The sequence below is a fragment of the Oceanobacillus sp. FSL W7-1304 genome, from assembly GCF_037969805.1.
GTDB classification, from domain to species: Bacteria; Bacillota; Bacilli; order Bacillales; family Amphibacillaceae; genus Oceanobacillus; species Oceanobacillus profundus.
Window position 1 is genome coordinate 3561981 of sequence record NZ_CP150211.1, and the last position, 21848, is coordinate 3583828.

Annotated in this window: 22 protein-coding genes; 15 read left to right on the forward strand and 7 right to left on the reverse strand. The window is 37.5% G+C overall.

Annotation, left to right across the window (positions count from 1 at the left end; all coding sequences use genetic code 11):
* Position 1: 1 nt before the first annotated feature.
* The 5 genes from NYE61_RS17645 to NYE61_RS17665 form a co-directional block, all read right to left on the reverse strand.
* Complete coding sequence (locus NYE61_RS17645) at positions 2 to 856, reverse strand: ROK family protein (RefSeq protein WP_339316143.1); 855 nt, start codon at positions 854 to 856, stop codon at positions 2 to 4.
* Between the two features lie 336 nt (positions 857 to 1192).
* Complete coding sequence (locus NYE61_RS17650; protein WP_339316145.1) at positions 1193 to 1870, reverse strand: N-acetylmannosamine-6-phosphate 2-epimerase; 678 nt, start codon at positions 1868 to 1870, stop codon at positions 1193 to 1195.
* A gap of 17 nt (positions 1871 to 1887) precedes the next feature.
* Entirely contained in the window at positions 1888 to 2772 is an 885-nt protein-coding gene (locus tag NYE61_RS17655) for an ROK family protein (RefSeq protein ID WP_339316147.1), read from the reverse strand.
* A gap of 10 nt (positions 2773 to 2782) precedes the next feature.
* Complete coding sequence (locus NYE61_RS17660) at positions 2783 to 3454, reverse strand: FadR/GntR family transcriptional regulator (protein WP_095308309.1); 672 nt, start codon at positions 3452 to 3454, stop codon at positions 2783 to 2785.
* A 2-nt stretch (positions 3455 to 3456) separates the two neighbouring features.
* On the reverse strand, positions 3457 to 4149 hold the full coding sequence (locus NYE61_RS17665; RefSeq protein WP_095308292.1) for a FadR/GntR family transcriptional regulator: 693 nt from the start codon (positions 4147 to 4149) through the stop codon (positions 3457 to 3459).
* 178 nt (positions 4150 to 4327) lie between these two features.
* On the opposite strand from NYE61_RS17665, the gene NYE61_RS17670 reads away from it, so the two are divergent.
* The 9 genes from NYE61_RS17670 (at position 4328) to NYE61_RS17710 (ending at position 14836) form a co-directional block, all read left to right on the forward strand.
* Positions 4328 to 5197, forward strand: a complete 870-nt coding sequence (locus NYE61_RS17670) for an N-acetylneuraminate lyase (RefSeq protein ID WP_339316149.1) — start codon at positions 4328 to 4330, stop codon at positions 5195 to 5197.
* A gap of 294 nt (positions 5198 to 5491) precedes the next feature.
* A complete protein-coding gene (locus NYE61_RS17675) occupies positions 5492 to 7003 on the forward strand; it encodes a sodium:solute symporter (RefSeq protein ID WP_339316151.1) in 1512 nt (503 codons plus the stop codon).
* Positions 7004 to 7202: 199 nt separating this feature from the next.
* Complete coding sequence (locus tag NYE61_RS17680; protein WP_339316153.1) at positions 7203 to 8126, forward strand: Gfo/Idh/MocA family oxidoreductase; 924 nt, start codon at positions 7203 to 7205, stop codon at positions 8124 to 8126.
* Between the two features lie 227 nt (positions 8127 to 8353).
* A complete protein-coding gene (locus tag NYE61_RS17685) occupies positions 8354 to 8662 on the forward strand; it encodes a PTS sugar transporter subunit IIB (RefSeq protein WP_149474896.1) in 309 nt (102 codons plus the stop codon).
* Positions 8663 to 8685: 23 nt separating this feature from the next.
* Entirely contained in the window at positions 8686 to 9969 is a 1284-nt protein-coding gene (gene celB / locus NYE61_RS17690) for a PTS cellobiose transporter subunit IIC (RefSeq protein WP_339316156.1), read from the forward strand.
* A gap of 79 nt (positions 9970 to 10048) precedes the next feature.
* Positions 10049 to 10354, forward strand: a complete 306-nt coding sequence (locus tag NYE61_RS17695) for a PTS lactose/cellobiose transporter subunit IIA (RefSeq protein WP_251660783.1) — start codon at positions 10049 to 10051, stop codon at positions 10352 to 10354.
* A 16-nt stretch (positions 10355 to 10370) separates the two neighbouring features.
* Positions 10371 to 11759, forward strand: coding sequence for a glycoside hydrolase family 1 protein (locus NYE61_RS17700; protein ID WP_339316159.1), 1389 nt, complete (start codon positions 10371 to 10373; stop codon positions 11757 to 11759).
* 221 nt (positions 11760 to 11980) lie between these two features.
* Positions 11981 to 13900, forward strand: a complete 1920-nt coding sequence (locus tag NYE61_RS17705; RefSeq protein ID WP_339316161.1) for a BglG family transcription antiterminator — start codon at positions 11981 to 11983, stop codon at positions 13898 to 13900.
* 156 nt (positions 13901 to 14056) lie between these two features.
* Complete coding sequence (locus tag NYE61_RS17710; RefSeq protein WP_339316163.1) at positions 14057 to 14836, forward strand: Cof-type HAD-IIB family hydrolase; 780 nt, start codon at positions 14057 to 14059, stop codon at positions 14834 to 14836.
* Positions 14837 to 15332: 496 nt separating this feature from the next.
* Here the strand turns inward: NYE61_RS17710 and NYE61_RS17715 are convergent, their stop codons facing one another.
* A complete protein-coding gene (locus NYE61_RS17715; protein WP_339316165.1) occupies positions 15333 to 16250 on the reverse strand; it encodes an SDR family oxidoreductase in 918 nt (305 codons plus the stop codon).
* A 22-nt stretch (positions 16251 to 16272) separates the two neighbouring features.
* Between NYE61_RS17715 and NYE61_RS17720 the strand changes: the two genes are divergently transcribed.
* From NYE61_RS17720 to NYE61_RS17730, 3 genes are all read left to right on the forward strand, one after another.
* Positions 16273 to 16563: a hypothetical protein gene (locus tag NYE61_RS17720; protein WP_339317541.1), complete on the forward strand. Its 291-nt coding sequence runs from the start codon at positions 16273 to 16275 to the stop codon at positions 16561 to 16563.
* A gap of 191 nt (positions 16564 to 16754) precedes the next feature.
* On the forward strand, positions 16755 to 17666 hold the full coding sequence (locus NYE61_RS17725; protein WP_251660897.1) for a DMT family transporter: 912 nt from the start codon (positions 16755 to 16757) through the stop codon (positions 17664 to 17666).
* A 489-nt stretch (positions 17667 to 18155) separates the two neighbouring features.
* Positions 18156 to 18830, forward strand: coding sequence for a phosphatase PAP2 family protein (locus NYE61_RS17730; protein ID WP_339316167.1), 675 nt, complete (start codon positions 18156 to 18158; stop codon positions 18828 to 18830).
* A gap of 465 nt (positions 18831 to 19295) precedes the next feature.
* Here NYE61_RS17730 and NYE61_RS17735 read toward each other — a convergent pair whose 3' ends face one another.
* Entirely contained in the window at positions 19296 to 19904 is a 609-nt protein-coding gene (locus NYE61_RS17735) for a DUF2599 domain-containing protein (protein ID WP_303448925.1), read from the reverse strand.
* A gap of 378 nt (positions 19905 to 20282) precedes the next feature.
* On the opposite strand from NYE61_RS17735, the gene NYE61_RS17740 reads away from it, so the two are divergent.
* Genes NYE61_RS17740 through NYE61_RS17750 form a run of 3 tightly spaced genes read left to right on the forward strand, consistent with a single transcriptional unit; the run spans position 20283 to position 21499 of the window.
* On the forward strand, positions 20283 to 20591 hold the full coding sequence (locus tag NYE61_RS17740; protein WP_303448923.1) for a PadR family transcriptional regulator: 309 nt from the start codon (positions 20283 to 20285) through the stop codon (positions 20589 to 20591).
* Positions 20592 to 20605: 14 nt separating this feature from the next.
* A complete protein-coding gene (locus NYE61_RS17745; protein WP_303448920.1) occupies positions 20606 to 21166 on the forward strand; it encodes a DUF2812 domain-containing protein in 561 nt (186 codons plus the stop codon).
* Between the two features lie 21 nt (positions 21167 to 21187).
* Positions 21188 to 21499, forward strand: a complete 312-nt coding sequence (locus tag NYE61_RS17750; protein WP_339316171.1) for a hypothetical protein — start codon at positions 21188 to 21190, stop codon at positions 21497 to 21499.
* Positions 21500 to 21848: the final 349 nt, after the last annotated feature.

Below are 21848 nucleotides of genomic sequence, written 5' to 3' on the forward strand. Positions count from 1 at the left end.
TTCACCCCAACAAAGCCAACGCAATAGCACCCTTAATCCCCTGCTCATCATTTAATTTAGGGGCTACAATCATTTCGTCCAAATTTTCAAGTTCCATATAAGCATTCGAAAACTCCAGTACCTTTCTACGGATAAGCGGGTACAACTGCTTTTGTTTCATCACGCCGCCACCAATAATCACTTTTTCAGGAGAAAGAATAAGAAGATAATTAATGATTGCTTGTGCTAAATAATCTGCTGTTATTTCCCATGCAATATGATCTGCTCCTAATAAATCTCCTTTTTTACCAAAGCGTTTTTCAATCGCTGGTCCTGAAGCCAAACCTTCTAAACAGGTACCATGGTAAGGACAGTTACCCTCAAAATTATCGTCTTTTCTTTGTTGAATAAAGATGTGGCCCATTTCGGGATGGCTTTTGCCAATATAAGTTTGGCCGTCTTTCACAAACCCTGCTCCAATGCCAGTTCCTATTGTAATATAGAGGACACTAGCGGCATTTTTTGCAGCACCATATTTATATTCTCCCAGTGCTGCAGCATTGACATCTGTATCCAAAGTTACTGGTATATTATAATCTTGTTTTAGCTGCTCTAACAGATGAAACTGCTTCCATTTTAACTTTGGTGTATTTAAAATCCTGCCAAATGTCTTGCTTTTTTTATTCAAGTCCACAGGACCGAAGCTTCCTACACCTAGTGCTTGGATATCATGTTTGTTAAAGAATTGCTTTGCTGCATCCAGTGTTTTTTCTGGTTCTTCTGTAGGGAAAGTTACCTTGTCAAAAATATTTCCAGATTCATCTCCAACAGCACACACAAATTTAGTACCACCTGCTTCAATTCCGCCTATAAGCATATCGTTCCTCCCCTATATAATATTTTTATCATTCTAAAATAACAACATAAACGTGCATTAACACAAAGAGTAGCATTAATGCTATTGTAAAAACCACTATAAAGGCAGATTCAAAGCCATAATCTAAATTACTTAACCAAGAAAGAGCTAGTGTTAAGTAGCAGAAGTCAAAAGAACGATGTCATCTGTAAAAACCCAAAAGCTCCAAATCTATCAATTCGATTTTCAGAGTTGTTAAAGAACTGCGCAATACTAGGAACTAATTTCTAGAAAACCCGGTGTGGGGAAATCGGCACTCCGGGTTCTGAAGAGTTATTCACTTATCCTACTTGATTATCACCCCATCATTTCAATAAAACGTTTCGTAATTTCTTTCGGTCTTGTAATCGCTCCACCAACGACACTGGAATATGCGCCAAGTTCCATGCAACGTTTGTACATTTCTGGTGTGATCACATTTCCTTCAGCAATAACCGGTATGCTCACATGTTCCAAAACATCCTTCAAAAATTTAAAGTCATCATGGTAAAGCTTTTTGCCTTTTGTTATTTCGGTGTAACCATGCAAGGTAGTGGATATACAGTCAAAGCCAAGCTGCTCTGCCTGAACAGCCTCCTCGAGTGTAGCAATATCGGCCATGAGCTGGATTTTACTATTCTTTTCCCGTGTATAGCTCACAAGCTCTGCAAGTTCAATATTATTTGGGCGCTTCCTGTTTGTCGCATCCATTGCAATCATTTCACAGTCGCTCTCTATTAATTCGTCTATTTCTTTATAAGTTGCAGTTATAAAGACAGAGCTATCTTCATAATCACGTTTTACAATACCTACTACTGGCAGGTCGACTTCTTTTTTAATTGCGATAATATCCGCTTTAGAGTTGGCTCGAATGCCTTTTGCTCCACCTTGTAATGCTGCTAATGCCATTTTGGACATAATAAATGAACTATGTAATGGTTCATCAGGTAGTGCCTGACAGGATACAATCAAATTTCCTTTTACTTTTTCTAGCATATCTTACTTCCCCCTATTCAAAAAGTGTTATTTTTCGTATTAAAAAAAGGATACACAGCTCCATATAATGCAGCGTCATTAAATAATTCAGCTATCTTCAGCTCCGTTTTCAGGAAATTATCCGGTAGGAACACGTCGAGCTGATTTTGAATCTGTTTGAGAAGATAATCACCTTGAGCTGAAACGCCACCACCTATTAGAATGCATTTTGGGTCTGATATTAAAATAATTTGCGCTAGTCCTTTTGCTACTTCTTTTGCCCAGGATACAATAATGGAAATACAGGATTCATTTCCATTTTTCGCATGTTCAAAAACGGATTTTACTGAGAATTCGGTTCCTAATTCTTTTTCTATTCTCTTATGTAAAGCAGCTGTTGATGCGCGTTCTTCATAGTTTGTTCGTGTTTCTGGGTCATACAATAAATATCCCACTGAATTTGCCTGATAATTAAATCCATCCTTTAGTTGATGATCATAATGTGCACCGCCAATTCCTGTACCCAAGGTAATGCAAACAACGTTATTTTGATTTCTGGCAGCACCTTTCCAAATTTCTCCGAGCAGTGCTGCATTTACATCATTCTCAACATGTACTGGCAGCTTATATTTATCATTCAGCAAAGATTTGAAAGCTGTACCTTTATAGTCTTTAATGGTCGGTCCAGCGTAAATTAATTCCCCTGTCGTTCTGTCTACAATCCCTGCGGTGCTGATGCCGACTCCATCAATCTCGTACTGAGCTGTTGTGTTCTCTACTATTGTTTCAATCTGTTTTAAAATGGCATGATTGATATTTACGGGTGTTTCCATCTTCTGATGGTTATAAAGTCTATGCTGCTCATCCATCAGGGCATATTTAATGTATGTACCCCCAATATCAATGGATAGGTAAATACCCATATGAAGCCCCCTATACCTTTGTGTTTTGAATATGTCTTGTGAGTAATGCTTTTGCTTGCTCGGCATTTCCTTTAATCATTGCTTCTACAATTTGTAAATGCTCTGATGCAGCTTTTTGATATTCGTCTATCGTCATTTCAATATATTCCGTTTCGAAAAAATAGGTTGTAATCATGTTTGTCATTTGAATAAACAGCTTATTATTGGTTGCTTCTAGAAGATGCTTATGGAAAGCAATATCAGCTTCTCTGAATTCTTCCAATGATTGGCAGTTTTTACTGTCATCCACCCTATGTTTTAATTCAGTTAGTTCGTCCATTCGATTTTGCCGAATTATTTCATCAATGGCACTTGACTCAAAAATGATTCTTAAGCTTAATATGTCCTCGATTTGTCCATCATTAACTTGCCAAAGGAAAAAAAAGCTGTTTAGAAGATTTTCTATGTTTGATTCATTTATGAATGCACCTTTTCCCTGTGTTGTTGTAACAACCCCAGTATTTTCGAGATAACTTAAGGCCTCTCTGACCACAGACCTGCTTACCCCGAACATCATAGTAAATGTACGCTCTGTCGGAAGTTTGTCTCCTGCCTTTAGTTGCTGATCGATTATATATTTTTTAATTTCCTGTATGACCGTTTTTTTTAGAGACTTTCTTTCTGTCACATCGACTGGATCCATTTTCACGATTCTTCCTCCATTTTCTTAATAAAAGTAAAAATAGGTTCAAAGTGAGCAGTCATTGTTTTCTGTGCATGAAGCAGATCATTATCCTTAATAGCATCAACAATTTCATTGTGCTGTTTGTACGATTCTATTAAGGAATCCTGATTCTCTGTCAAATCTATTCTTACGAGAGCAAAGTACTGATGAATAATTTCACTGAAGTCATAAAAGGTATCGTTATCAGTTGCTTTAATAAGGGATTGATGGAAAATACGATCGAAATTCTTTGTATCTCCATTGGTTGTAATCGCTTGGAGATAGGACTCATTTATTTCTTTTAGCTGTTGTATATCCAATGGAACCTGCTTTTCAATAATCAGGCGCAATGCCCCAAGTTCGATGATCTTTCGAATTTCGATTAATTCCCTTATTTTTACACCGTATGTTTCATAATGATGTTTTAAAATGGAATTGATCGTTCCAAGCTTCGTGTCTGCAATGTAGATTCCGCCACCGGGCTTAATCTTTAAAATCCCCACAGCTTGAAGTGAGATTAATGCTTCTCTTACTACAGTTCGACTTACCTTCAGCTGCTCCGTAAGCTCCTTTTCCGTTAAAAATTTATCATTTGGTTTTAACTTATTTTCTAGAATAGAGTTTTTTATTCTTTCGATAACAATATTCACTAGAGAAGTCTTCTGAATTTCCACGTTGATCCCTCTTTTTTTTTCCTAAATCATATCATATTTTCATAGTTATAATGAAACCCCTTACGAAAAGTGTTGACATTTTGTGAAAACCCTTTTATGATGAAATTGAAAATTGGTCTGACAATATTATAACTTTATGAATGCGTTTTAGCAATTTAAAACTAAGGGAGGAATTTTCATGAAAGGTATATTTTCAGCGTTACTCGTTCCTTTTGATGATCAGGGAAGAATTAAAGAACAGGGGTTACGGGAAGTAATCAGAAATAATATCGACGTGCAGCAGGTTGATGGGTTATATGTAAACGGAAGCTCTGGGGAGAACTTCATGCTGACAACCGATCAAAAGAAGAAAATTTTTGAAATTACACATGAAGAAACGAATGGAGCGGTTAAACTAATCGCACAAGTTGGCTCAATCAATCTAAATGAGGCTGTGGAACTTGGGAAGTATGCAACAGAATTGGGGTATGATAGCCTTTCAGCTGTTACGCCTTTCTATTATAAATTTACGTTTGACGAGATTAAGAATTACTATGAAACGATTATAGAAGCAACAGGCAACAATATGATTATTTATGCTATTCCTGCTTTGACAGGTGTATCCATGTCATTGGAACAGTTTGATGTGCTTTTCCAAAATGAAAAAGTTATTGGTGTTAAATATACAGATGGCAATTTCTTTATGTTAGAGCGTCTGCGTAAGAAATACCCAAATAAACTGATCTATTCAGGATTTGACGAAATGCTAATATATGGTGCGGTCTCTGGTGTAGACGGTGCAATTGGAAGTACCTATAATATCCATGGTAATCTTGCAAAACAAATTTTTGAAATGGTGCAGCAGGGGGAAATTGCCAGCGCCTATGAAGTGCAGCATGTTATGAACGATATCATAGAAAAAGTTTTAGAGCTTGGGTTGTATCAGACATTGAAAGAAATATTGAATGTAAAGGGTATCGATGCCGGAACAGTGAAGCAGCCAATGAGTTCATTTGATCCAGCTAAAAGGGAAGCTGTGGAAAAACTGGTGAGAGATTTTAATTTGTGATTTAAGTCGAAAGTGTACTTGTATTTTTTCTGTACAAGTAAGCAATTAATAGTTCAAAAAACATACTTCTCAGACGAAAAGCATTTTTATGCAGAATCATGCACGCTCAGGAAGCTTGAATTTCAAGAATAATAGAATAAGAGTTTCTAAGAAAAAAATAAGCTTTCAACAATTTATTTACCGTATGCCAAGTTTTCATAAGACCAAACAAGGAAAAGCAGTTGAACTGCTTTTCCTATCAATTAATTTTTTGAATAATAAATATTTAAGCGGATACAAAGAGGAGGAAAAGTAATGGAAAAAGTGGGTCTTGGTACAGTAAACTGGATCGTGTTAATTGTTTATTTGATCGCTATGCTTGGCGTGGGTTTATACTTCACGAAAAAAGCCGGTAAGGATACAGATGCCTTCTTTAAAGCAAGTGGTAAAATTCCTGCATGGGCAGCGGGCTTCAGTATTTATGCGACAACTTTGAGTGCGATTACATTTATGTCTACTCCAGAGCAGGCATTTTTAACGGACTGGTCCTATGCAGCAGGAAACCTTGCAATATTTGCAATTATACCGATTTTGATTTATTTCTACATTCCTTTCTTTAGAAAACTTAATATAACAACAGCGTATGAATATCTTGAAGAAAGATTCGGCCCTTCACTAAGGGTGATAGGGAGCTTATTATTTGTTTTATTTCATATTGGACGTGTAGCGATTGTTATTTATTTGCCAACATTAGCCATTACTTCCGTTTCAGAAATTAATCCAGTGCTTATTGCTGCAGCTGTTGGAGGGTTATGTATTATCTACACATTCTTAGGTGGTATGGAAGGTGTAATCTGGAGTGATGTTATTCAAGGGATTATACTACTTGGCGGTGCAATTTTAGTTGTTGTACTTGGTATATCCGCAGTTAATGGTGGTTTCTCAACTGTATTAAATGATGCGATTTCAAATGAAAAATTTATTACAGCGCAAAACTTTCAGTTTGGTACTGCAGCTGCAGCAATACCAATTATTTTCCTTGGTTCCATTTTTAATAATCTGCATCAGTATACAGCGAGTCAGGATGTTGTACAGCGCTACCAGACAACAAGTTCTATCAAGGATACAAATAAATCCTTGTGGACAAATGGAATTCTTGCATTAATCACAATTCCTATATTTTATGGTATGGGAACGGTGCTATACAGCTATTACAGTAATGTGGAAGTACTTCCTGATGGGTTTAACACTTCAGCAATCGTTCCATATTTTATTGTGACTTCATTGCCAGTAGGTGTTGCAGGTTTACTAATTGCTGCTATTTTTGCGGCTGCTCAATCTACCATTTCATCGAGTCTTAACAGTATTTCAGCTTGTATATTGGTTGATTTTAAACAGCGATTTTTCAATCATAAGAAAACAAATGATGTCGCACTTGCAAGATGGGTAGTAATCATTACTGGTGTTCTTGGATTAGCTGTTGCTTTGTATCTCATTTCCACGAATCGTGCAGAAACATGGAACTTATTTTTGGCTATAACCGGATTATTCGGTGTGCCAATTGCTGGTATATTTGCACTCGGGATCTTCACGAAACGAGCAAATGCTCCAGGTGTATTGGTTGGACTATTCCTAAGTGCAATTGCTTCGTACTTTATCCAGCAAACGGAGTTAACCCCATTTGCTGTAAGTATGGTATCTTTCTTTACATCATTTGGGTTTGGATATATCGCAAGCTTTTTCTTTCCTAAATTCCATAAAAACACAACTGGTCTTACAATATTCAGTAAAAATGAAAAGTATGTAAAAGAAAAAATAGGAGCTTAAAATAAGGATCGAGTAATCACTGACGGAAGTGATTACTCGTTTTTTTCATATTGCTATTATCTATGAATGGATTAAAAGCAACCGTTTCGAGAAAATCCATAAATCATGTTTCTCATTACCTAAGTACTTGTATTATTATTCAATATTAAATAACATGAAAGAACATAAATAAAAGAAGCCTTATTTAAGGAGTGTCTAAATGAAATTGCCAAGAATTGCTATGATTGGACTTGGAGGCATTGCACAAAAAGCTTATTTACCAACGTTAACGAAAGAAACGAAGTGGCAATTTGTCGGGGCCTTTTCCCCGAACGAGAAAAAAAGAAAGCAAATTTGCCAGCAGTATCGAATTCAGGATTTTCATAGTATGTCAGCATTAATACAAGCGAGTGACGCGGTATTTGTCCATAGCTCAACGGAGTCCCATTTTGAAGTAGTATCGGAACTTCTTAAAAATGGAAAAGATGTTTATGTGGATAAGCCACTTGCTGCTACAGTTGAAGAATCGGAAAAACTAGTTGAGTTAAGTGAAAAAAACCGTCGAAAACTAATGGTTGGATTTAATCGTCGTTTTGCACCGATGTATGTGGAAGCGAAGCAAAGGGCAGGGGATCCTGCTGCGATTTATGTTGAGAAACACCGTACAAATAACATTGGTCCGGCGAGTTGCCGTTTTACGATGCTTGACGATTACATTCACATCGTTGACTTGATGAGGTGGTTTCATGGTGGTGAATTGAAGTTGATGTATCAAAAGATGACAACTAATTTGACTGAACAGCTCGTTTTTGCTCACCATGTTTTCGAAGCTGAAAATGGAGCTTCATTTAATCTTTCAATGCATCGAAAGGCTGGAACGAGTTTAGAGCAATTAAAGTTACTTACAGATGGAGCACTAATTCGTGTGAAAAACTTGAATGTGATGGAAACTGTTCAAGAAGATAAACTTACCATACAGACTTCCCCATCCTGGGAAACGACCTTAAAGCAAAAAGGATTTGTTGACGCGGTTGAACATTTCGTGGAATGTGTTACCAACGACTCACAACTTCTTGTCGATGGAGTAGAGGGATTAAAATCACAATTAGTTGTCGAAGAGTTATTGACTAAAGCTGGAATTTAAACTGACTAAACTCCTTACTTGATGGTAGGGAGTTTTTCATTCTATTAATGATTCATAACAGATTGCTATTTTTTGCTTGGTGTCTGGTAAAAAAACAAAATAATGAAAGCGTTTAACAACTTCCTCTTTAAAGAGGAAAAACAATGCGTGTTAATGAAACCGCTTTAGCTGTACGATAAATATAGGTTCAAAAACAAACTACATTATAATTCAGGGGGAATTATCAGATGAAAAATATATTATTAGCATGCTCATCAGGAATGTCAACAAGTCTTTTAGTGAACAAGATGAAGGAATCAGCTGCTTCGAAAGGGATTGAAGTCAATATTTGGGCTGTTGCACAAGATAAGGCACCATCTGAAATCGAAAAGGCAGATGTTCTTTTAATCGGCCCGCAAATGAGATTTATGAAGAAGAAATTCTCTGTAGTCGCAGAGAAAGCTGGAGTTCCATTAGACATTATTGATCCCATGGCTTATGGTCGCGTAGATGGAGAAGCGGTTTTAAATAAAGCATTGGAGTTAATTGGTGAATAGTCACCAAGAGGGGGAGCATAAAAATGAACAAGTTTATGGAGGTCTTGGAAAATATACTGTTACCAATTGCGGACAAGCTTAACAATAACAAATATTTGACAGCTCTGCGTGATGGCTTCATGGTTTCACTACCATTAATTATTTTTGGGTCAATATTCGTTGTTCTGGCAAATCTGCCATTTTTAGATAAATTGATTGGGGAAGAAGCATTTGCAACGTATCAAACTGCATTAGGACCAGCTTCAGCCGCAACCTTAAGTATTATGGGTCTGTTTGTCATTATTGGTATTGGATATAAGCTAACCGAGCAATATGGTTTGGAAGCTATTTATGGTGGAGCAGCTGCCTTAGCTTCGTTTTTAATCTTAACACCGCAAGTTCTTGAGGGAGTGGCAGGTGTTATTCCAACAGTAAGCTTAGGTGCACAAGGTATGTTCTTAGGAATCATTACGGCATTTGTTTCTGCTGAGCTATATCGGTTTTTCACTCAGAAAAATTGGACAATCAAAATGCCACCAGGCGTTCCGGATGCAGTTTCTAAATCATTTAGCGCATTAATTCCAATCACATTAACGTTATCATTATTTTTAATAATTCGTATTATTTTCAGCTATACACCATTTGAAACCATACAGAACTTTATCTATACCATTATTCAACAGCCATTGACTACTCTAGGCAGTGGTTTGCCAGCAACTATTGTGGCAGTACTTTTAATTCAAGTTTTCTGGTTCTTTGGCTTACATGGTCAGATTATCGTAAACTCTGTATTTGATCCAATTTGGTACACCTTAAACGATGAAAATTTACAAGCATTCCAGGCAGGTCTTGAGTTGCCAAACGTTGTAACAAAACAGTTTATTGATACTTTCTTAGTCGGTATGGGTGGAACAGGTATGACATTAGCGGTTATCATTCTGATCTTTATGATAGGGCGAAGCAGGCAGTTAAAAGAGCTAGGGAAGCTTGGTGCGCCAGCGGGCATATTCAACGTAAACGAGCCAATTATCTTTGGATTGCCGATTGTTATGAACCCATTAGTCCTGATTCCTTGGATTATCGCTCCAGTTGTTATAACGGTCATTACGTATATTGCAATGTCAACTGGAATCGTACCGAAGCCAGCTGGAATAATTGTCCCATGGACTACACCACCGCTGATAAGTGGATTTTTAGCAACAGGCAATGCGTGGCAAGGTGCAGTACTGCAGGCATTTAATTTAATGGTCGTAATGGTAATCTGGTGGCCGTTCCTGAAAATTCTGGATAAAAACTATTATGAGAAAGAGAAAAGTGGCAATAAGTAGATAGATTAGTGGCCCCAATTATGCGGGGCCACTCTATTCTTAAGATGATAGATTAGCAACTTATGAGAGGTGACTGCGAATGGATAATATAACAGAAATTGCATTTCAAATTATTTTATATGCAGGAAATGGTCGTTCTAGTGCGATGGAGGCTATTCAAGATGCAAAAGAGGGTAATTTTGAAGAAGCTGATCAAAAAATAGCAGAAGCAGGTGAAGAGCTAACGAAGGCACATGGTTTCCAGACAAAGCTATTACAGGAAGAAGCTAATGGGGAAGAGGCAAATGTAAATGTGATTTTAATTCATTCACAGGACCATTTAATGAACGCTATGACTGTGAGGGATTTAGCAGTAGAATTTATTGAACTCTATCGCAGCAAATAATGAGGAGGTATATGAAATGTCAGTTCAATATAAATTTCCGGAAGGATTTTGGTGGGGAAGTGCAACATCGGCAACGCAAATGGAGGGAGCTGCCAATGCGGGAGGAAAGGGAAAAAATATCTGGGATCATTGGTACGAAGTCGAACCAAATCGCTTTTTTGAAGGTGTAGGTCCAGAGTCCACATCTGACTTTTATTACCGTTATAAAGAAGATATCCAATTAATGAAGGAAATTGGTCACAATACATTCCGTTTATCAATCTCCTGGTCTCGGCTAATCCCTGGTGGACGTGGTGAAGTAAATCAAGAGGCTGTGAAGTTCTATAATCATGTAATTGATGAACTGCTTGCTAATGGGATTGAACCTTTTGTAAACCTATACCATTTTGATATGCCATTCGAGTTACAAGAAGAAGGTGGCTGGGAAAGCAGATCTGTTGTTGATGCATATGCAGCATATGCCAAAGAAGCTTTCCATCTATTTGGTGATCGTGTTCCCAAATGGTTTACATTTAACGAGCCAATTGTTCCGGTAGAAGGCGGTTATCTTTATGATTTCCATTATCCTAATGTAGTCGATGGAAGACGTGCAGTACAAGTTGCTTTTCATACAATGGTTGCTCATGCAAAAGCAGTGGAGATTTTCCGTACATGTGATATTAGCGAAGGAAAAATTGGTATCATTTTAAATCTGACGCCATCTTATCCGCGTAGTCAAAACCCTGCTGACTTAAGAGCATCACAAATTGCAGATTTATTTTTCAACCGTAGCTTCCTGGATCCAGCTGTCTTAGGGGAGTACCCTGAAGAATTAATTGAAATTCTACGTGAACATGGTCATTTACCTAACACAGAGAATGGAGATCGTGAGCTAATTAAAGCAAACACTGCTGATATTCTAGGTGTCAATTATTATCAGCCACGTCGTGTAAAAGCAAAGGAACATTTGCCAAACCCTTATGGACCTTTCATGCCAGATTGGTTTTTCGATAACTATGAAATGCCAGGTCGTAAAATGAATCCTTATCGCGGATGGGAAATTTACGAAAAAGGTATCTATGACATTATGATTAATCTAAAAGAAAACTATGGCAATATTGAATCCTTCATCTCAGAAAATGGTATGGGAGTTCAAAATGAAGAACGCTTTTTAGAAGACGGAGAAATCCAGGACGACTACCGAATTGACTTTATCCGTGAGCATTTAAAGTGGTTGCATCAAGCAATCCAGGAAGGCTGTAATGCAAAAGGCTACCACCTCTGGACATTTATGGACAACTGGTCATGGATGAACGCCTATAAAAACCGCTATGGGTTCTTTTCAGTTGATGTAAAGACAAAAGAACGCACACCGAAGAAAAGTGCACACTGGATCAAAGAAGTGTCTGAGCGTAACGGCTTTTAATAAGAATTGGATTGTTTTTCTAAAGAATATCCTATAAAACATGATGCGGACTCAAAAAGGTGTATAGAAGATTCCATTATAATAGTATTTTTTCTAAAAGGCTCTGGTTCTGCATAGGTATCAGAGCCTTTTATGGTTAAAATAATGATAGAGGGCAAGGTTAGTGATAAAAGATTCATGTTAATCGTAATTGGTACACCGAAAGAGGGTGGATTAAGAAAATGCTAGAATACAGAATGAAAGTGATATTACGAGAATTAATCGCAGTTGAATCTCCTATTACCGGGACGTACTTAGCTTCTATAACACAAGTATCCGTACGAACTACGAGAGAAGATATAAAAAATCTTTCGATGCTACTAGAGGGAAATGGAGCTATGATTGAGTCATTAAAGGGCAAGGGATATCAGCTGAAAATTATGGAAGAACAACTTTTCCGAGATTTTTTAACAGAAATATCAAATGATGGTCAGTCGATAAACGGATTTGTTCCAAAGACACCGGAAGAAAGAACGAAATATATCATCATACGACTTCTGCTTAATAAGAATTATATTAAGTTAGATGATTTAGCTGATGAGATGTATATCAGCAGGTCTACTATTCAAAATGATTTAAAGCAAGTTAGAGAAATACTATTTAAATACGAACTTAGTTTAGATGTGCGTCCAAATTATGGTTTGAAAGTAATAGGGAATGAAATGAAACTCCGTTTTTGTATGGCAGAATATATTTTTGATTGGAATGAAGATATTGGAGAGCAATTGATGGATCCATATCTAGCTTCCTTCGATCAGAAAGTACTTGATGGTTTTTTAAAGATTATCATCAAGCAAATTAACGCTCATTCCATCACGCTATCAGACATAGCATTGAATAATTTACTCGTTCATATTGCCATTGCTTATAAGCGAATAAAAAGTGGTAATCATGTGAAATTATACAATATGGATTTACAGGATATTTTAAAACAAAAAGAATACAAAGTTGCGCAGGAAATCGTAAAAGAGATAGAAGAAAAGTTCCAAGTTGAATTTCCACAATTGGAGGTAGCCTATATTGCAATACATTTACTTGGAACAAAATTGCTTTCTCAGGCGAATGATGCCGTTGAAGAGGTAATTGATGAGGATATTCTTCATCTTGTCACATCGGCATTGAATAAAATCGAGCAAGAATTAAACCTTGGAATTAACGAGGATAAGGAGTTAATACTTGGGTTAAGTCTTCATTTGAAGCCGGCTGTTAATCGGTATAAGTATGGAATGAACATCCGTAATCCGATGCTGGAAGATATAAAAAAGAATTATCCATTAGCATTTGAAGCAGCTGTTTATGCCGGAATAATTATCGGAGAAGAAACAGGGACTGAAATAGATGAACCTGAGGTTGGCTATATTGCCCTTCATATAGGAGCAGCGATAGAAAGAAGAAAGCTGAAAAGTGGACCAAAGCGCTGTTTAATCATATGTGCGTCAGGCTTTGGAACAGCGCAATTAATCTATTATAAATTGAAAAATCAATTTGGTAAGGATTTAGATATTGTTGGAACAACAGAATATTATAAATTACGTGATTATAGTTTGTATGATATAGATTTTATTGTCAGTTCAATTCCCATTCAAGATAATATCCCAGTACCAGTTGTTCAAGTTAATGCCATTTTAGGAGATCAAGATTTAACAAAAATTGGGCGATTTATAGGGGAACAGGGTCAATCTATAAATACCTATTTTAGTGAAGAACTAATGTTTCCTCGGAAAAAGCACCAAACGATGGATGAGGTTTTGAGCTTTCTAAATGATGAATTGCTAAAGAAAGGTTTAGTGGATGAGACGTTTCTAGAAGCGGTATACGGAAGGGAGGAAGTTGCTCCTACTTCGTATGGCAATTTAGTGGCAATACCACATCCAATCACACCAAAAACAGAAAAAACCTTTCTGACTGTATGTACATTAGAAAAGCCAATAAAATGGGGGGACAAACCTGTTCAATTTATATGCCTTCTATGTGTTAAGAAAGATTCACAAGAAGACCTGCAGGCAATGTACGAAATGCTCGGAGAGATAATTGATAGTAGTACGATGGTTGAAAGGTTGATTAAAGCCAGGGATTATAAAGAGTTTGTTGGGAGTTTATAAAATAAAGAGCTGCGTGACATTTTTAAATATCCGAGCGAAACATCTCTCTGCAACAAATTCTTTCCCATTCTTATTTCTATCTAACCGAATAAATTGCATTCCCCCACCTTTTCCCTTAAGCTAAACAGTAGAACCCCCATAGAAAGAGGTAGCAACATGCAAAAAAAGTTAATTATTTTTGACATAGATGGAACGTTGTATAACGATGAGAAACAACTTCCTGCATCAACAAAGGAAGCTATTCAAACGCTTCAAGGAGAAGGACATGAAATTGCAATTGCGACTGGCCGTTCACCCTTTAATTTTAAAGACCTGCGTGAAGTGTTAAATATCAATACGTTTGTAGGTTTTAATGGGCAATATGTTGTAAGAGACGGTGAAATCGTTTATAAAAACCCAATCAAACGCGATTTGCTGGAACAATTAACTGTCCATGCTAGGAAGCATGGGCATCCGCTGATCTACATGGATCATGAAGGCTGGTATTCGAATGTGGAAGAGCATGCTGAATTGGCAGAGGCAATCGATTCATTGAAAGTAAATAATAAGGTAGGATTTGATCCAAGTTTCTATGAAAATAATGAAATCTACCAAACATTGCTTTTCTGTAAGAATGAGCATGAAGCAGCATACAAAGAAGCAGTAGATCAGCTTGATTTTGTCCGCTGGCATCAATATTCTGTCGATGTTTTGCCATTAGGTGGGTCAAAGGCGATGGGCATTGAAAATCTAGTAAATCATTTAGGTGTTTCGCCTGAACACGTATATGCATTTGGTGATGGATTAAACGATGTTGAAATGCTTACGTATGTTCATAACAGTGTTGCAATGGGAAATGGACATGATTTAGCTAAAAAAGCTGCGAAATTCGTGACAAAAGATGTTGGCGAAGATGGAATTTTACACGGACTGCAGTTGGTCGGTCTGTTGAAGTAAATTAATCTAGAAATAGGGCAGTCGATTTGACTGCCCTCCACCCACCGTCGCTAAAGCACCAAATCCAAAACTAACGCACCATCCACCGTCGCTAAAGCACCAAATCCAAAACTAACGCACCATCCACCGTCGCTAAAGCACCAAATCCAAAACTAACGCACCATCCGTCCTGGCTAAAGCACCAAACCCAAAACTAACGCACCATCCCCCATCTCTATAACACCAAACCCAAAACTAACGCACCATCCGTCCTGGTTAAAGCACCAAATCGAAAACTAACGCACCATCCACCGTCGCTAAAGCACCAAACCCAAAACTAACGCACCATCCGCCATCTCTATGACACCAAACCCAAAACTAACGCACCATCTCTCATCTCTATGACACCAAATCCAAAATTAACGCACCATCCCCCATCTCTATGACACCAAACCGAAAGCTAACGCACGATCCATCCAAACAGTAAAGAGTCATTCATTAAGATATAAACATAATACTATGAAAGCGCCTGCCCGCCATTTACATGCAACGTTTGTCCAGTTACGAATCTTGAATCATCTGAGGCAAGATAGACAAATGTGGGAGCCACTTCAAACGGCTGGCCTTGACGATCCATTGGATTACCTGCAAGGGGAACTTGGTCGGCGGAAAAGCTGGATGGAATGAGTGGTGTCCATATCCGTCCGGGTGCAATTGCGTTAACACGTATTCCTTTACTTACTAAGCTGTTTGCCAATGCTCGTGTAAAGCCGATGTTTGCACCTTTAGTTGCTGTGTAATCAATGAGCTGATCATTTCCATCAAAAGCGACAACAGAAGAGGTGTTAATAATGGAGCTACCTGCTTCTAAGTATTTAAGTGCAGCGCGTGTGGTGTAAAAATGGGAATAGATATTTACCTTGAATGTGTCATCGAATTGTTCATCGGTAATATCGAGCAAACTTAGTTGTTGAAATTGGATACCTACATGATTGCACAGAATGTCAAGCTTCCCGAAAGTATTAATTGTCTCTTCAACAATAGCGATACATTGCTGTTTGTTTCTAAGGTCACCAGGTAACAGGAGACACTCTCTGCCAAGCTCGTGGATTCTGTTTTTCGTTCGGTTTGCATCATCATGTTCATCCAAATAGGATATGGCAACATCTGCTCCTTCTTTTGCAAAAGCAATTGCCGCAGCAGCTCCCATTCCACTGTCACCGCCAGTAATCAGAGCAACTTTACCTTTTAACTTTCCACTTCCTTTATAATTCGGATTTTCGATGATTGGTCTCGGTACCATTTTGGCTTCTACACCTGGCTGCCGGTACTGTCGTTGCTCGGGTACCGTAATAGCGATATCCTCATACCGCGTTATTTTTCCATAATTGGGATACATAGGATAAGTTTGCTCGTCTCCATAATCCTTTGTCATTATATTTCCTCCTCAATCATTGATGCTGAAATTAATTTATGAAAAATGGGCGGATGTTGTGCATCGGTTAAATGTACGTGCTCATGAACGGTGTGAGGTGAATAAAGTAATTGGAGAGCATAGGCAGGAGGGGTCTATAACGATGCATGATTATTACAATCCAGAGGTAAAACTGTTATTAGTTACGCATTCCGACGAAAAAGAAAAAATGCGGTATGATGATAACCCGAATTTGTGGCTTGTTCCGAAAATCGGCCCAAGACCACCTTATTACTGCAATCCGAGATATGAGCAGTATTATCCGATTATTTAACTGTTAAGGCATAGCCCGGCTAATTCCAGCTGGGTTATTTTAAAACTATCTTTTTATATAAGTTCAACTAAGGCATTCGTTAAAAGCTTGCGAATGCCAAGTTTTCTTTGCTTGACCAAATACCTATCTATAAGCTACATTAGACTATTGTACAACTAGAATTAGCAGGAGATGAATTTTACGTGAAAAACATGTTTCAGAATAAATGGGCAGTCATTGGTATTGCAATCTTTTGCTCGCTTTTATGGGGGAGTGCTTTTCCTGTTTTAAAGGTAAGCTATGAAGAACTGCAAATGGCACCTGATGATACCTTTGCAAAAATTGTCTTTGCCGGCTGGCGCTTTTTATTAGCTGGACTTATTGTGCTTGTTGGACTGCTTCTAACCAACCCAAAGAAAGTTATCATTACAAAAAGACAGCTGATGGTCATTGTTATCCTTGGATTTATTCAAACTTCGTTACAATACTTTTTCTTTTACAATGGTTTAGCAAAAGTGTCAGGTATGCAAGGATCAATTTTATCAGCAAGTGCCACCTTCTTTACCGTTATCCTAGCACATTACTACTACAAAAATGATCGGATGAATTGGAAAAAAGTTATCGGCCTAATCGCCGGTTTTTCCGGGATTATCGTTGCGAATTGGGGACAGGAATTTGAGCTGGCATTTCAATTTACTGGGGAAGGCTACATGATATTAGCTGCGCTGACAGGTGCAATTGGAACGATTATGGCAAAAGAATTAGCGGTTGGTATCCATCCATTCGCATTGACGGGCTGGCAGCTAACAATAGGTGCTGTGCTTTTACTTGCGGTCGGCTATCCGCAGCTAGGTGAAAATGCAATTATCTTTAATGGTCTCGGTACGGCTTTATTTATCTATTCCGCAATTTTATCGGCCGTTGCATTTGCGCTCTGGTATTCGATTTTAAAATATAATAAAGCTGGCGAGATAAGTATTTACAAATTTGTTGTTCCAGTTTCGGGAACCGTGCTATCTGCGATGTTTATTCCTGGAGAGACGCTAAATGTATTTATTATTTTCGCCATTATGCTGGTGGCGGCAGGAATTATTGTGATTAATTGGCGGGGACGAGCTTCCTGATTCATGACTAAGAACTTAGTTAGTTAAAACTTTTTCATGGTATGGGGGTATCCGAACGTTGTTGGGTGTCCGTTTTGAGGTGCGATTGGAGCATAATAAAAAAATAGAATGAAGAGTGAGCCATTGTTGATAGAGTTTCAAACACCAGATGAAAGCCATTTGTTCGGACGCGTTCTGGAGAGAAATTAAGGGTTGTGACGGGATGGAAAACGTTCAACAGTGGTACGTCGTTTGAATAAGTTTTTCCATGATTTCGTTCCATGCGCTGGTGCCGTATCCTCTAAGATCCGTCATCTGTCCAATATATAATAAAATAGACGTAAAAATGCAATACAAATGGATACTCCAGGATAGCAGATAACTTTTAACAATTTAAATATAGTGGTGGAAGTAAGGTAATAATACGCAAAGAAAGTATTGTTGGGAAAGGCGGTAAGATTCCGTGTATCTCTAAATAAAAGGTAATTTCATCTAAGGAGTTTTTTCAGCATGATACATAAAAAGCACTCGACAGGGGCATTGATTACCGGTTTAGTCACGCTTTTCGGATTTAGTATAATGGTGATTTTTGCAGTCAATCAAGATATTACGAACTTTGATCGTACAGTGATTGCCTATATTCAAGAATTCGAAACATCAACACTAACGTCCATCATGAAGTTCTTCACATTCATTGGCTCTTTTTCTGCCATGCTTGTCATTGTTCTGCTGACTTCTCTGTTTCTATATGTTGTAATGAAACATCGAGTAGAAATCATTTTACTTTGGTCGGTTGTTATTAGTACGCCAATCCTAAATTGGATTTTAAAACAAATCTTTCATCGAGCACGTCCAGAGTTTCATCGTCTAATTGATATTTGTGGTTATAGTTTTCCTAGTGGTCATGCAATGAATGCCTTTGCATTTTATGGCATTCTAGCATTCCTCTTATGGCGTCATATTCCAAATCGCACTGGACGTACTATCTTAATACTATTTAGCAGCCTATTTATTGTTTTGATTGGAATCAGTAGAGTCTATCTTGGTGTACATTATCCGAGTGATATTATTGGCGGATACTTCGCTAGTGGATTTTGGCTAACAATTGTAGTTGGACTTTTTCAGAAATATAGAGATAAGCACTTTGAAAAAATCAAACTGCAGAAAAAGAGGGATTATAGATAATAAAACCATACGTTTTAATCAAGGCATTCCATGTAATGTGAAATTCCGTAACTGGACACGCAATCATAAATAAAGAATACCATCCTTCTATCAATTCATTTCTTAGAATCGAGGAAAGAGTATTAAAAGAAGGAGTTTGGAATCGAATCCAAGCTCCTTTTGCCTTTAAGGGATACCGTCAGGAAAATGCGGATTAACAACGTTAAGACAGTTTTAGTGGTCTTAGAGTATGTAACGCAACCTCTTCTCGGATGAGGTCACCATATAAATGGATTGGGTTACATTGGTCTATTAGGTTTGCAGCCAGATTATCATGGCGCTTTGCTCCTCCGGTTTTCACCACGTTTTCTCTTAGCCAACACAGTCTACCAGATTATAGCAATTCTGCTTCCTATCGTCTGTTGTGCTACTGCAATACTTAGATTAAAAATTGTTCTTTGCTACTCAATAAATTTGATTATTTAATTACGACGGATTGCAACGAGACGTGAACATTTCCCAGTCAGAAACAATCGGTCTACCCACCTCTAAATCCCAGCTTCCTGCTACTGCACCAAAAACATCATAATCCCAATGGCATTTATATTGGTTCCATAAACTTCCGTTGTCGTTTCGGATACCACTATAGTTTCTTTCTAATTCATTCCAAGCAGCCTCCATTGTTGGTCCCCAAAGTCTGACGGACCACTTTGGTTCCATTGAATATGTGTAATAACCCCCACGTGTAGAAGTCCATACGTTATTAAAGTATTCATCAAGATTTCCGCTAAGTGCGATTTCGATTTTTCCTATAGCGTTATCGCTTAAAAGACGCGTAACTACATCATTTTGCTCCCCTTCTGGAAAGGATTCTATATAAGATTCCAGTCTCACTCCAACTTCATCAATCCAATCACGGTTATCTTCCAAGTATTGATCTCTTTCCTCAGAAGGTACAGCGTCAACTGTTTCGATTGCGTCCTTTAAATATTTAAATTCATCCGTTTCAGTTGCTGCGGAAACTGGATTAAAATTACCCAATACCATAAGAGTAGTTAATGCAATGAAAGCCACCGTTTTCAGTTTGTTTTTCATTCTGATTTCTCCTCTCATTCTACTTAAAAGTAGTTTGTAGTTTTAGTTGATTAATAGAAATGCTTCAATGCCTTATTGCCCGTCAGTATCACTCCCCTCCGACTATCACAACTGAGCCCATTAGTAAAACTACCTAAGTACCACCCCTGTCACTTTCCATTCTAGTAAACTACCCCTTAAAACCAAATAGGATAATATTACTGTTTTTTGTAAATTTTTTGTAAATTAGTTATATTTGTTAGTAGTGAATTGCTATTAGAATTGTAATTCACGGCTTTCAGTGATTATTCCGTTCTTTAAAATCAGGTTTTGACAAATATATCACACTTCGCTATAATCATTTATATCGTAGTACGCTATAAGGAAGGTGGTGTTTGATTGGATAAAAGAATACGTAGGTTTTATATGCCAATGACAGAAACCAGCTTTTATATCCTGTTTGCTTTGCAAAGTGAAATGCATGGTTATAGTATCATGAAACACGTAAAAACCCTCACAAAAGGTGAAATAGATTTAGGGGCAGGGACGGTTTATACCAGTTTGTCCAAAATGGAGAAAGATGGGCTAATTGTTCTTGTGAAAATAGAGAGCAATCGAAAATTTTATAAAATCACTGATTTAGGACGTGAAATATTAGACATTGAAATCCTGCGTATTGAAAGATTATATAAAAACACAAGAGCATAGGGAGGGATGCAATAATGACTGAAAAGAAAACAATCAGAAGGAGTTTTTATATATCCGATTTTGAGGAGGAGCAAGAATTTTTATCCTCTCAACACAACGCTGGATGGAGAGTGACCGATACAAGAGGCAAGAAATATTTTTTTGAAAAATGCGATAAAGAAGCTGCTATCTATCAGATAGACTTTAATCCGAAAGAGCAGCGTAAAAGTGAATATGTACAATTATTTACTGATTTTGGATGGGAACTCGTGGCTGAAAAAGACGGCAGATTTTATTTTTCAAAACCTGCTTTACAGTGTAGCGAAGAAAAAATATTCAGTGATCGTGAAACGAAACTCGCTATGTGCAGAAAGATTATCAAGCGCAAACTGGTTCAACTTATCCCTCTAACAGTCATTTCGGTTATCATTTCATGTGTATTAGCATTAAATATGTTTCTTTATAGTTACTTCCCATTAGGCATCATTTTCATTGTATCGCTGATATGGCTTGGCGGATTAATACTGACTCTTTACTCAACGAAATATTTATCAGGATTTTTCAAACTCAAGAAAATAATTGAAAATATGGATTAGAATTAGAAAGGAGACATGATTATGTATGGTTTGTTAAATATCGGAAGCCTTGTGCTGGGTTTAATTGCATGGATATTTCCTATTGCAAGTCTGGCAAAGCGTAATAAAGATAATAACAAAACTTGGGTTTTATTTTCGATAGCAAGTTTTAGTGCCTGTGTAATCTCGCTATGTTTTCAAATATTATATAACGATTACTTAGTCAGGATAGAGGATTGGTCGGCTCTTATGGACACCTCTAAGGGTGTGGTTCGTCTTTCTTTCCTGCTTTCTATAGTTACTATTATACTTAATGTAATTACTGCAATTGTATATAACAAAAAAAGTAAATGATAGCTACTCATAGATAGATGGAACATGAAAAGCACTTCCATTCTAAGAAAACAACCGTCTTCAGCTATAAGGGTCGTTAATGGAAGTAATCAAAGCCTAATTTCTCACTAAAACTACCGAGAAATTAGGCTTATTTTATATCTGGATTTCCTTATCGTTGTTAATACGCATTTTCCTGACGCTACCCCTTTTCGCTAAAGCACCAAACGCAAAAATAAGACACCATCCCGCCCTGCTAAAGCACCAAACGCAAAAATAAGGCACCACCGCCACACGCTAAAGCACCAAACGCAAAAATAAGACACCACCGCTACATGCTAAAGCACCAAACGCAAAAATAAGGCACCAC